Source organism: Winogradskyella psychrotolerans (assembly GCF_018860545.1).
Classification (GTDB): domain Bacteria; phylum Bacteroidota; class Bacteroidia; order Flavobacteriales; family Flavobacteriaceae; genus Winogradskyella; species Winogradskyella psychrotolerans_A.
Window position 1 is genome coordinate 313515 of record NZ_JAHKPN010000011.1, and the last position, 13832, is coordinate 327346.

At 33.1% G+C, this 13832-nt stretch carries 10 protein-coding genes; 8 read left to right on the forward strand and 2 right to left on the reverse strand.

Features of this window, described 5'->3' with window-relative positions; translation table 11 throughout:
- The first annotated feature begins 135 nt into the window (after window positions 1-135).
- From KO515_RS04865 to accD, 3 genes are all read left to right on the forward strand, one after another.
- Window positions 136-2721 (forward strand): BamA/TamA family outer membrane protein, encoded by a 2586-nt coding sequence (locus KO515_RS04865; protein WP_354668265.1) that lies wholly within the window; start codon window positions 136-138, stop codon window positions 2719-2721.
- Window positions 2722-2899: 178 nt separating this feature from the next.
- On the forward strand, window positions 2900-3967 hold the full coding sequence (gene fbaA, locus KO515_RS04870; protein ID WP_215935252.1) for a class II fructose-bisphosphate aldolase: 1068 nt from the start codon (window positions 2900-2902) through the stop codon (window positions 3965-3967).
- A 297-nt stretch (window positions 3968-4264) separates the two neighbouring features.
- Entirely contained in the window at window positions 4265-5122 is an 858-nt protein-coding gene (accD, locus tag KO515_RS04875) for an acetyl-CoA carboxylase, carboxyltransferase subunit beta (RefSeq protein WP_215935253.1), read from the forward strand.
- Window positions 5123-5200: 78 nt separating this feature from the next.
- On the opposite strand, the gene KO515_RS04880 is transcribed toward accD, so the two are convergent.
- Together KO515_RS04880 and KO515_RS04885 are read right to left on the reverse strand one after the other, a co-directional pair.
- Window positions 5201-6325, reverse strand: a complete 1125-nt coding sequence (locus KO515_RS04880) for a sensor histidine kinase (protein WP_215935254.1) — start codon at window positions 6323-6325, stop codon at window positions 5201-5203.
- Between the two features lie 132 nt (window positions 6326-6457).
- Entirely contained in the window at window positions 6458-7564 is a 1107-nt protein-coding gene (locus tag KO515_RS04885; RefSeq protein WP_215935255.1) for a sensor histidine kinase, read from the reverse strand.
- Window positions 7565-7757: 193 nt separating this feature from the next.
- On the opposite strand from KO515_RS04885, the gene rpsO reads away from it, so the two are divergent.
- From rpsO to proC, 5 genes are all read left to right on the forward strand, one after another.
- Window positions 7758-8027 carry a 30S ribosomal protein S15 gene (gene rpsO, locus KO515_RS04890; protein WP_215935256.1) on the forward strand — a complete coding sequence of 90 codons (270 nt, stop codon included), beginning with the start codon at window positions 7758-7760 and terminating at the stop codon, window positions 8025-8027.
- Window positions 8028-8220: 193 nt separating this feature from the next.
- Entirely contained in the window at window positions 8221-10476 is a 2256-nt protein-coding gene (locus tag KO515_RS04895) for a polyribonucleotide nucleotidyltransferase (RefSeq protein WP_215935257.1), read from the forward strand.
- Between the two features lie 252 nt (window positions 10477-10728).
- Entirely contained in the window at window positions 10729-11136 is a 408-nt protein-coding gene (locus KO515_RS04900) for a hypothetical protein (protein ID WP_215935258.1), read from the forward strand.
- Between the two features lie 165 nt (window positions 11137-11301).
- Entirely contained in the window at window positions 11302-12735 is a 1434-nt protein-coding gene (locus tag KO515_RS04905; protein WP_215935259.1) for a glycosyltransferase, read from the forward strand.
- A 289-nt stretch (window positions 12736-13024) separates the two neighbouring features.
- Window positions 13025-13831: a pyrroline-5-carboxylate reductase gene (gene proC, locus KO515_RS04910; RefSeq protein ID WP_215935260.1), complete on the forward strand. Its 807-nt coding sequence runs from the start codon at window positions 13025-13027 to the stop codon at window positions 13829-13831.
- Window position 13832 lies beyond the last annotated feature (1 nt).

A 13832-nucleotide genomic window follows, 5' to 3' on the forward strand; every position in this document is an offset into this window, starting at 1 on the left:
ACGCTTCATTATACAAAGTAAACCCTTTTTGATTTAATAACGTTTCGAAATTAAAGTGACTATACTATTTCTATAGAGGAAATGGTATTATTTTTGTTTCATTAAACATATTTTAATAATTCACCAAATTTAACTTTGCAACAGACCACTTTAACATCATTTAGTAACCAAAGTTACGTATCTCGCTTCACATTGCTTTTAGTAAGTGTAGCGATGCTAAGTTCTTGTAATGTTGTAAAACGTGTTAAAGATGGCGAACATCTTGTTATTAGTAATTCAATTATAGCTGATAGTGTTCATGTCTCTAACGAGCGGATTAATAATATCATCGATCAAAAAGTCAACTCTGGTATACGAAAATATTTTAGCACACCTTTAAAACTTCATATTTATAATTTAGCTAGACCAAACATCGATTCCATTTTGAATGCTAATATTTTAAGTGATTCGTCTAAAGTTAATCGAAACATCGCTATACTTTCTAAAAAACAATTTGATAAGCATATAGAAGCGCGACGTAATTTTAATGCGTGGTTAAAACGAACAGGTGAACCTCCAGTTATTTACGATGAAGATAAAACCATTAAAACGGCGAAAAATCTTCGAAAATACTATTATAGCAAAGGTTGGTTTAATAACAACGTTACTTACGACGTAGAAAAGGACAGTAATAAACTTGCTAAAGTAACCTACAAAGTCACAAAAAAGAAACCCTATATTTTAGATTCTTTAAGGCCGCTAATTAGTAGTAGTGCTATTGACTCTGTTTATCCAAAATTCATAAGTGCTACATTATTAAAAAAGGGAGAACAATATGATGAGCAAAATTATGAAAACGAGCGCGAACGCATTAACACGTATTTGCGAAATACTGGTTTTTATCATTTTGGACAAGATTATATTCGTTTTGAATTGGATACAACTAAAACCAACCACAAAGTACATACCGATTTAATTATTGCAAACCGAACCATTAGAGGTGATGATTCTACCACTACAGAACCTTTTAAAATCTATAAAATTAAGCAAGTCAATATTTACACCGACGACAATTTTGACAATCGCTTTAAAGTTATTACAGACACCGCAACCTACAAGGATATAAATCTTTATAGCAAGGAAAAGTTAAAGTTTAGACCTAAGGCATTAACAGATGCTGTTTTTATTAATAAGGGTGATCATTATAGTGATTTAGCTCGAAGTAGAACATCGCGTTACCTCAACGATTTACAAATGTTTCGTTATCCCAATATCGATTTTGTGGAAAATGAAGCCGATACAACCCTAACCGCAAATATATTTTTAGAGCCCAAAAAGAAATACAGTTTAAGTTTTGACCCTGAAATTAATACGAGTAACATTCAAACCATTGGATTTTCATTTAGTACAGGTTTAAAAATTAGAAATATATTTAGAGGTGCAGAAACCTTAGAGATTTCAGGAATTGCGGCAATTGGAGCATCTAAAACACGAAATGACTCTGAAGCCTCTTTTTTTGATATCAATGAATTTGGTGGAAACATACGTTTAACGATTCCGAGATTATTCAGTCCGTTTAATACCGATAAGATTATTCCTAAATACATGTCGCCTAGCACCATTATAAATGTATCGGCCACAAGCCAGCAAAATATTGGACTTGACAAACAAGCCATATCTGGTGTTTTTAGTTATAACTGGTTCCCTTCAAACACAGTAACAAATACCTTAGAATTGTTCAATGTCAATTTTGTAAAAAACCTAAATACGAGTAACTACTTTGGTGTATACACCAATTCCTTCTCTAGTCTGAACTCCATAGCACAAGACATCAATTATATTGATAGTGACGAGACTTTATATGATTCTAGCCTATCAAATTCTTACGCTCCAGCTGATACTTTTATCAATGATGTTTTAACTGGTAATACGAGTTTAACCTCTTCCGATGATGATTATTTAACCGTTAATACTATTGAAGAACGAAAAGAGCGTCTTACGGAGAATAACCTTATCATTTCTACGAGCTTTGATTACAAAAAAGACAAAAGAAAAAACATATTTGATAATGATTTCTCAGTTTTCAAATGGCGTGTTGAATTAGCTGGAAATCTATTATCAACAATTTCTAGTATTGCTGGTCTTTCAAAAAATGAAGATGACAACTATGATGTCTTCGGAGTGACTTTCTCTCAATATTTTAAAACCGAAATCGATTATATAAAGTATGTTGATTTAGGCAATAAGAATGTCTTGGCTTTGAGAAGTTATGCAGGTATTGCAATTCCATATGGCAACTCTAACAGTATTCCGTTTGCAGAGAGTTTCTTTGCTGGTGGACCCAATGACAATAGAGCATGGACAGCCTATAATTTAGGTCCAGGAAGTTCTAAATCGACCAACGAATTTAATGAAGCTAATTTTAAAATTCATTTAAGTGCAGAACAACGCTTTAGCTTGTTTGGTGCATTTCAAGGGGCCATTTTTGTTGATGCTGGCAACATTTGGAATGTTTTAGATAACGTTACGGACGACGATGCGACATTCACTAATTTCAATTCTTTAAAAGATATCGCAGTTGGTTCCGGATTTGGTATTCGTTATGATTTTGACTTCTTCGTGCTTCGCTTTGATATTGGTTTAAAAACCTATGACCCTTCACAAAGCGATAACAACCGATGGTTTAGAGACTACAACTTTAGAAATGCAGTTTATAATATTGGGATTAACTATCCGTTTTAATTTTTTATTACTTTTTATTTGACTCATGTTAGATACACTATCCGAGGATAGCCAGTTTATTTTCAAATTTATCACACCAACTGGACTATAACGTTTTCGACATTTTATAACCGATTAGACCATGTAAATTCTCAAAATTTACGTACTTTTGGTAACATAAATTATCAATTTTATAATTATGAGTCATAATATCAAACCTGGCGTTGCCACAGGAAAAGAAGTTCAAAATATTTTTAACCATGCTAAAGAAAATGGCTATGCTTTACCAGCAGTAAATGTCATTGGCTCTAACACAATTAACGCAGTTTTAGAAACCGCTAAAGCACTTAATGCACCAGTCATTATTCAATTCTCTAATGGAGGAGCGCAATTTAATGCCGGTAAGAGCTTAAGTAATGAAGATCAAAAAGCAGCTATTGCAGGATCTATTGCAGGCGCTAAGCATGTTCACCTTATGGCAGAAGCCTATGGTGTGCCTGTAATTTTACATACAGACCATTGTGCTAAAAAATTATTGCCTTGGATTGATGGTTTATTGGATGCAAGTGAGCAGCATTTTAAGGAAACAGGAAAATCACTTTATAGTTCTCACATGATTGATTTATCTGAAGAACCAATTGAAGAAAACATAGAAATCTGTAAAACATATCTTGAGCGTATGAGCAAAATGGGTATGACCTTAGAGATTGAATTAGGAATTACAGGTGGTGAAGAAGATGGTGTAGATAATACAGATGTAGATGATTCTAAATTATACACGCAACCGGAAGAAGTTGCTTATGCTTACGAAGAATTAAGTAAAGTAAGCGACCAATTTACCATTGCAGCTGCTTTTGGTAATGTACACGGAGTGTATAAACCAGGTAACGTAAAGTTAACACCAAAAATTTTAAAGAACTCTCAAGAGTTTTTATCTAAAAAACATAACCTACCTAACAATCATATTGATTTTGTGTTCCATGGTGGATCAGGTTCTACTGTAGAAGAAATTAAAGAAGCTATAGGATACGGAGTCATTAAAATGAATATTGATACTGATATGCAATATGCATTCTTAAGTGGTGTTAGAGATTATATACAAGATAATAAGGACTACTTGCAAACTCAAATAGGAAATCCAGATGGTGACGATGTACCAAACAAAAAGTACTACGATCCTCGCGTTTGGTTACGTAAAGGTGAAGATGCTTTTGTGGAAAGACTTAAAAAAGCATTCGAAGATTTAAATAATGTAAACACGTTATAAGTTTATTTTATTAAATATTTATAGACCCATTAAAACTCATAATCAGAGTTTTAATGGGTTTTTATTTGATTCATAAAACTCAAATATTGAGATACTTTTCTCTATTTTTGAGTTATATTTAATAAAATAGTAATTTTGTACGCTTTCTAATAGCAAAACAGAACTAACTAAAAAACGATTTGAGATCACATCAATAATCGCAAACCCTTCCTGAGTATTACAATGCATAGCGCTTATGCTGATTAGAACCAAAGCGACTAAGTAATAGTAGTCAAAGGATTAAAACAGCAACCTAATATGGCTTGGTTTAAAAGAAAAGATAAAGGTATTCATACTTCTACGGAAGAAAAAAAAGACACCCCTAAAGGACTTTGGTACAAATCTCCAACAGGTAAGATTATAGACACAAAAGAACTTGAACAAAATTTTTATGTAAGTCCAGAAGATGGTTATCACGTAAGAATTGGAAGCAACGAATATTTTCAAATTCTGTTTGATGATAATAAATTTAAGGAATTAGATGCCAATTTAACGTCAAAAGATCCTCTTAAATTTGAAGACACAAAAAAATATCCAGACCGTTTAAAAGCGGCACAAGCGAAAACAAAACTTAATGATGCCGTACGCACAGCTGTTGGAAAATCTAACGGACAAGATTTGGTGATTGCTTGTATGGATTTCAGTTTTATTGGAGGTTCAATGGGATCTGTTGTAGGAGAAAAAATAGCGCGCGCTGCAGACTATGCAATCAAGAAGAAAACTCCTTTAATGATTATTAGTAAATCTGGAGGTGCACGTATGATGGAGGCTGCATTATCATTAATGCAATTAGCTAAAACATCGGTAAAGTTAGCGCAAATGGCTGACGCTGGCATTCCTTATATCTCATTATGTACAGATCCAACTACAGGTGGTACCACAGCATCTTTTGCTATGCTTGGAGATATTAATATTGCAGAACCTGGAGCTTTAATTGGTTTTGCAGGACCTAGAATTGTTAGAGATACCACTGGTAAAGAATTGCCTGAAGGATTTCAAACTTCTGAATTTTTATTAGAGCATGGCTTCCTAGATTTCATTACACATCGTAAGGATTTAAAAAAACGTGTTAATTTATATATCGACTTGATAAAAAATCAACCGGTAAGAGCTTAAACAACAGTAGAAAAAGAGGTGTAAAAACCTCTTTTTTTTGCTTTAATGTATTAGAATTAAGATATTAATCAATTCTTATTATACCATATTTTCCACTGCATTTAAGGCACTTAAAAAATAAATAGAAAAGCAAGTTCCTTTATTTACTTTGCTTTCCACTTCTATTTTTCCACCTATACTTTCAATGTGGTTCTTCGTAATATACAAACCCACTCCTCTAGAGTCTGGATGTTCATGAAATGTACCATTCAAAGTAAACAACTTATTATAATTAGACTCTAAATCTATTCCTAAACCGTTATCTTTTACTTTAAGCACTACGAATTCATCTTTTGAACTACTTGAAAGTTCAATAGTTGCACGTCTTTCGTCTGATTTATATTTTATTGAATTGGTAAGAAAGTTGAGAATAATACTATCAATATACGCCTCAATTCCCATTATATAGCACCCTTTATCTACCTTATTTATAATTTCGCAGTTTTCCCTTTTTGCAATAGCACTAACATTATAAATAGAATTTTCGATATAATTATACAAGGACAGCTTGTTTAAAATATTGAATTTTTTAGGTTTATTTAACCGCATTAAATTAAGGTGATTTATAGTATCATCGAGATTACCTAAAGAATCCTTTAACATCTTATAATTCTCATTAGATGTTAAGGTCTCTTTTAATTCTTCTTCCAGAAATTCAGTGATAGAACATAAATTTCCAACATGTGTTCTAATATCATGAGTTGCAATATGAGCAAAATCTTTCAACGATTCATTTTGACCTTTAATTACATTCATTAAAAATTCCAAATGCCATGTCGCTGATTTTTGAGTTGAGATATCTGCTAATTGACTTATAAAATAGACAGGCTCATCATTTTCATCTCTCACCAATGACACGGATAACAGTGTCCAAACGACATAACCTTTTTTGTGAAAATATCGTTTTTCAATCTGATAGTTATCAATTTCACCATCTAATAATTGTTGCATATGAGCCAAATCAGACTCAATATCATCACGATGCGTAATATCTCTAAAATTCAGCTTATAAAGTTCTGCTTCCTCATACCCTAATAGATTCACAATGCTTTGATTGACCTTAATCCACACACCGTCTAGGCTTACAATAGAAATTCCTCCGTTAGCATTCTCAAAAATATTTTGAAACACTTTGTTCTTTAATCGCTTGAGATTTTTTGGCATGAGCTAACATTAAGTATTAAAAACAAAATTAAATTATACCATTAATTAGTTTAACTCAATAAATTATTAAGTTGCCATAATTACTTAAGTTCTAAAGATGGCTGTTGGAACAACTTGTAAAATACATTCAACTTAGGCCTTCTTAAAAAAGACTTTAAATGTGGTCCCTTCGTCCACTATACTCTCTACTTCAACTTTTCCACCTAAAGATTCAATCTGATTTTTAGTGATAAAAAGCCCAATACCAATAGCATCCTTATTACAATGAAAGGTGTTATACATCTGAAATAGTTTATCCCCAAATTTTTCCAAATCTATTCCTAATCCATTATCTTTAATTTTAAGCACTACAAAATCATTTTGACATTCAGAACTCAGTTCTATAATAGGTTTTCGCTTCTCAGATTTATATTTAATAGCATTCGTAATAAAATTGAGAATAATGCTATCCAAATACGCTGGTATACCTTTTATAAAAACCTCTTCATCAATAAGGTTATAAATAGTAGCCTCAGCATTCTGTGCTAAGGCGATAATATTGTATGTTGCCTTTTCTATATAATCATATAAATTCAGGGTTTCCATTTTAGAATCCTCAATTTCTCTAATTTTAGCAACTTCAGTTAAGTGAGATACGGTTTCTTGAAGATTACCGATGGCTTGTTTCAACAATTGGTAATTCTCATTCGCTTTCAAATTTGCATAATCCTCTTCTAAGAAATCAGTTAAAGACGCTAAATTCCCCGCATGAGATCTTAAATTATGAGTAACAATATTGGCAAACGATGTGAGTCTTTCGTTCTGTTCTTTAGCGACACTTAGCATTGTTAAAAATTTGTCTTCACTTTTCTTCCGATTGGTAATATCTGTAAATTGCCAAATCATGTGAGCTCTACCTTCCTTGAAATAAACTAATGACACAGAGATGAGCATCCAAAGGATAGAACCATTTTTATGAAAATAGCGCTGCTTTACACGATACTTGTTAATTTTACCGCTTATAAGATTTTCGAATTTCTCTGCATGAACACCAAGGTCTTGGGCATGAACAATATTATTAATGTCCATATTAAAGAGTTCCCATCTGGTATATCCAAAAATATCGCAGACGCTCTCATTAACTTTTAACCAATTTCCATCTAAATTTACAATAGCAATACCATTATAGGTATTATTAAAGGTGCGTTCTAAAACGTCGTAAGCGTTTGAGAAATTCCGTAAATGATTTGAAACTTTCATACCTAATTATTTTACAAGGGGTAATCTATTGAAAGCTATTTTAGTGTTAGGGAAATTTGTAGTTAGGACATAATTATATTCTTTAGGATATCAAAAAGTTACGAAAAAAATTTCAAATCACAAAAAAGTAGTATATTTGCCGCTCGAAAGAGAGGCTTTCGTGTACATAAAAATCATTTACAATAATATTAGCATGTATTTAGATCAAAAAGGAAAAGAGGAAATCTTTAAAAAACATGGTGGTGATGCAAAAAACACTGGTTCTGCAGAAGGACAGATTGCATTATTTACTGCAAGAATTAATCACTTAACTGAGCACTTAAAAAAGAATCGTAAAGATTTTAACACTGAGCGTTCATTAGTAAAGTTAGTAGGTAAAAGAAGAAGCTTACTAGATTACTTAACTAAGAAAGATATCTTAAGATATCGTGCGATAGTAAAAGAATTAGGATTAAGAAAATAATCTCAATATTAAGGCCACGCATTTAGCGTGGCTTTTTGTTTTTATATAACTCAAACGTAAGAGTAAAACAATCGTAAAAAAAATAGCAGAAAATCCTAAAGTGAAGTTTAGGATCCGCGGTTTTTCATTGGTCACAGACAACAACTACACACAACAACACAACGACCATTGTTTAATTAGAATTAAAAAATTTATGATTCCAAAAGTTTTTAGAGAGGTCATTGACCTTGGTGATGGTAGAGAAATTTCTATCGAAACCGGAAAATTAGCAAAACAGGCACATGGTTCTGTTGTTGTTCAGTCAGGAAAATGTATGTTATTATGTACAGTTGTTTCTAACTACGAACAAAAAGATGTAGACTTCCTTCCACTAACTGTAGATTACAGAGAAAAATTTGCTGCCGCTGGGCGTTATCCAGGTGGTTTCTTCAAAAGAGAAGCAAGACCTAGTGATGGAGAAGTATTAACAATGCGTTTAGTAGACCGTGTATTACGTCCATTATTTCCAAAAGATTACCATTCTGAAACTCAGGTAATGATTCAGTTAATGTCTCATGACCCAGAAGTTATGCCAGATGCAATGGCAGGTTTAGCCGCTTCGGCAGCGATTCAATTATCAGACTTCCCATTTGAATGTGCGATTTCTGAAGCTAGAGTTGGACGTATTAATGGTGAATTCATCATTAACCCAACATTAGCGCAATTAGAAGCGTCTGACATTGATATGATGATTGGTGCTTCTGCCGATTCTGTGATGATGGTAGAAGGTGAAATGGATGAGATTTCTGAAGAAGAAATGGCAGATGCTATTAAGTTTGCACACGAGCATATTAAAATACAATGTGCTGCGCAACTAAAATTAGCAGAGGCATTTGGCAAGAAACCGACGCGTGAATACCAACCAGAAAGAAAAGACGAAGATTTAGAGAAGAAAGTACATGACATGGCGTACGATAAAGTGTATGCTATTGCAAAAGCTGGATCTTCTAAGCATGAAAGAAGTGCTGCTTTTCAACAAATAAAAGAAGATATTAAAGCGACGTTTTCTGAAGAAGAATTAGCAGATTACGGAGGTTTAGTTTCTGACTATTACCGTAAAGCTGAAAAAGCAGCTATTAGAGATTTAACCTTAGATGAAGGTTTACGTTTAGATGGTCGTAAGACAGACGAAATTAGACCAATCTGGTGTGAGGTAGATTACTTACCATCAACACATGGGTCTTCAATCTTTACACGTGGAGAAACACAAGCTTTAGCAACGGTAACTTTAGGTACCTCTAGAGATGCTAACCAAATTGATATGCCATCTCAAGAAGGAGAAGAGCGTTTCTATTTACACTATAACTTCCCACCGTTTTGTACTGGTGAGGCAAGACCAATCCGTGGAACATCTCGTAGAGAAGTTGGTCATGGTAACTTAGCACAACGTGCCTTAAAAGGTATGATTCCTGCAGATTGTCCTTACACAGTACGTGTTGTTTCTGAAGTATTAGAATCTAATGGTTCATCGTCTATGGCAACAGTTTGTTCTGGTACGATGGCACTTATGGATGCTGGTGTGCAAATGAAAAAACCAGTTTCTGGTATTGCCATGGGGTTAATTTCTGATGCAGACTCTGGAAAATACGCTGTATTATCTGATATTTTAGGTGATGAAGATCACTTAGGTGATATGGACTTTAAAGTGACAGGTACTGCAGATGGTATTACCGCTTGCCAGATGGATATTAAAGTAAAAGGATTATCATACGAAATCCTTGTGAATGCTTTACAACAAGCACGTGCTGGTCGTTTACATATCTTAGAAAAATTAACTTCTACTATTGCTGAGCCAAATGTAGATGTTAAAGATCATGCACCTACAATGGTGACAAGACGTGTACCAAACGAATTCATTGGAGCCTTAATTGGACCTGGTGGAAAAGTAATTCAAGAAATGCAAAAGGAAACTGAGACCACTATCGTTATTAACGAAGATCCAGTGACTGAAGAAGGTATTGTTGAAATTATGGGTGTTGGTAAAACAGGTATCAATGCTGTAATGGCAAAAATTGATGCTATTTTATTTAAGCCAGAAGTTGGTAGCGTTTACGAAGTAAAAGTAATCAAGATGTTAGATTTTGGTGCTGTTGTTGAGTATATGGATGCACCAGGTAACGAAGTGTTATTACACGTATCTGAATTAGCTTGGGAACGTACAGAAAATGTATCCGATGTGGTAAACATGGGAGATGTTTTTGATGTGAAGTACTTCGGAATTGATTCTAGAACACGTAAAGAGAAAGTATCTCGTAAAGCATTGTTACCAAAACCAGAAGGTTATGTAGCAAGACCACCAAGAGATGATAAACGTTCTGGTGGACGTGATAACAATAGAGGAAGAGATAATCGCGGACGTGATAACAGACGTGATGATCGTAAGCCAAGACAAGATAAAAAGGAAGATTAATTTCTTTTCAAATCTTAATATATTAAAAAGCCTATCAACATTTGATAGGCTTTTTTTTATATCCTTATATTCAACACTTTATCGTAACCATTATCAATTCCATTACTTTAGAGCCATGTCTTCATAACTAAAAAATTGTATTGCTATTAAGTTTGCATATCATTTTAAGACTAAAGAAACATGTTAGCCAAAATAAGACTTCCGAAAAAATGATACTAACATAGTATTATAACCTTATCACTATTCCTATTTATGGCTTACGGACTTTACAAGGGAATTGGATTGATTGATAATTTCCCGAAATTTCAGTGTTTTAAACGGGGAAATTTAATAGGAAATGCTACACCGACTTTTGAAACTCCATCAATTGATGGTGGCGACGTCATTAGTGGATTAGTTTTATCAATAGTATTGTGGATTGGGATGACAATCTTACTCGTTGTTTTACTAATCATTTTAGAAGCTGTATTTTGGTTTTCGCTTTTTATACTATTAGCAATGTTGTATTGGATTTTTTTCAGAGCATTAAAATTCGTTTTTAATAAATCAAAAGACACAAAAGGGGAAATTGCAATTTCAGTAGTTTACGCCATAACCTACACTTTACTTTATGTTGGATGGATTTTCGGCATCGTATATTTGACTGAAATGATAAAATAACAATCACTTATTTAGTTATCCTACCCTATGAATTCATCATTGACTTCAGCGTTGGTTTATACCACCGAAACTAAATTTGTGAATGTTAAATAAAACTCAAAAAAAATCTAAATTGTAATATTAAACGTACATCTGTTTTAATCGATCACATCAAAAACTAAATGTATGACATCAAAATCAACCTCCTCAAAAAATAACATTTCAACCTCTAAAAATCGAACCAAAAAATTATCTAATCAATTTAACTTATTTCTTACTAGCACATCAATAACAGAAAATCCATATAACAAAATTGTTCTATTTAGTACGTTTTTACTTCTCATTTTAGGAGTCTATTTCCTCTCTGTTTTTTATAATGATTTTGAACAATTTAATGCCGACAAAATGAGTACTACCGTTGGCTACACTTTTATAGTTTTAGCGACAACACTTTTAGCTTTTAAAGCATTATTCTTCATTTACAAAGCCTATAATTATTTTAAATACAAGCCTATTGCTTCTGTTTCAGACCATGAATTACCAACGGTTACAGTTATTGTTCCTGCTTATAACGAGGGCAAGCAAGTTTATGACACCTTAGTAAGTTTAGATAATAGCAACTATCCAAAGCAAAAATTACAAATTATTTCTATCGATGATGGTAGTAAAGACGACACTTGGGAATGGATGCTTGATGCTAAAAAAATTCTAGGTGATCGGTTAGAAATTTACCAACAACCAGAAAACCAAGGGAAACGTCATGCCCTTTACCGTGGATTCAATTTAGGCACAGGTAATATTTATGTGACAGTAGATAGTGATTCTATCGTTACAGAAGATACATTAAGAAACTTAGTTAGCCCTTTTGTAAAAGATGACAACTGTGGTGCCGTCGCTGGAAACATAAGAGTGTTAAACAATAAAAAGGAAATGCTTCCAAAAATGCTTGACGTTAGTTTTGTATTGAGTTTTGAATTTGTACGTTCTGCAGAAAGCAATCTAAACTCCGTATTGTGTACACCAGGTGCATTGGCTGCGTATAGAAGTACCGCTGTACATCAATGTTTACCCCAATGGATTAACCAAACATTTATGGGGAAACCTTCCGATATCGGTGAAGACAGAGCTATGACTAATATGATCTTAAAACAAGGAAAGCACGTCTTGTTTCAGAAGAATGCTGTGGCTTTTACCAACGTACCCGATCAATATATGGGTCTATATAAAATGTTTATTCGTTGGGGAAGAAGTAATGTGAGAGAAAATCTAGAAATGGCAAAATATGTTTTTACGAACTTTAGAGCTAAAGGTAAATCTGGAACTAGAATCTTATTTATTAGTCAATTCGTAAAATTATTAATGAGTTACCCGCTATTAATTTCAATGTTGTTTTTCGTAGTTGTACATCCATTATTATTTTTAGGATCAACATTAGTTAGCATATTGATAGCATCCACATTTTCAGTTTTATTTTTTACAAGTCAATATAAAACCACGCAAGGCTTTTGGGCATACTCATACAGTATATTATTTACATTCGCTTTGTTTTGGATTACACCTTATGCGATTGCAACGGCGAGTAGAAGAGGATGGCTAACTCGCGAATTAGTTGAGGTATAATATAAAATCTTTTTAAAACAATATGAGCCTATGAAATTCTAATTTCATAGGCTTTTTATATTTAATTTTCCAATTTGTCACCGACAGTCTGTCACAATTACACTTTTAACTTTTTTTAGCAATTACGACATTACAAACAATTACCCTCTAAACATTTCAATTTCTTAACTATTTACATAAAAGCTTTAGGATATCAAAATTCTTTAAATCATAATTTCATTTTGGCACTATCGCATAGTAGTTGTGGTTATTAAGACAACTGACAGTTAACTTATTAACTAAATAAAATATGAAAGTACTAGTAATTGGAGCCGGAAACATGGGCTTTACCTATGCTGAAGGGATGGCTGAATCGCCACTAATCAGTAAACATAAATTAAGAATTTATGATACCGATCCAAAAAAAATAGAAAGCCTGAGTAAAGATTCTAGATTTATCGTTTATGATAATTTAGATGATTGTTTACCAAAAGCAGATATCGTTTTTATCGCGGTAAAACCCTATCATAGTGATGGGTTATTTCAACAAATGAAAACCATGATTAATGATAACCAAATTTTTGTATCCTTAATGGCTGGTGTCACTATTGACACTATTCAACAAAAATTAGACGTTAATAAAGTCATACGAACAATGCCTAATCTACCAGCACAAGTTGGTAAAGGAGTAACATCCTATACAGCATCCAAAACGGTTTCTAATGTAGAACTCATAATGGTTAGAAACCTATTAGATACCACGGGAACATCAATACATGTAAAAACTGAAAATTTCATTGATGCATCCACAGGGATTTCAGGTAGTGGACCAGCGTATGTTTTTTACTTCATGCAATCTATGTTAGAAGCTGCACAAAAAATGGGCTTTTCAGATTATGATTCCAAAATTTTAGTAAGTAGTACGTTTGAAGGTGCCATTGAGCTCTTCAATCAAAATAATATTTCACCAAAATCTTGGATAAATAAAGTAGCATCAAAAGGAGGTACAACCCAAGCCGCTATTGATTCTATGGATGATAATAACGTAAAACAGTTAATTCAGGATGCCGCTTATGCCGCTTTTGATCGTGCTGTAGAATTGGGTAAAGACAAATAAA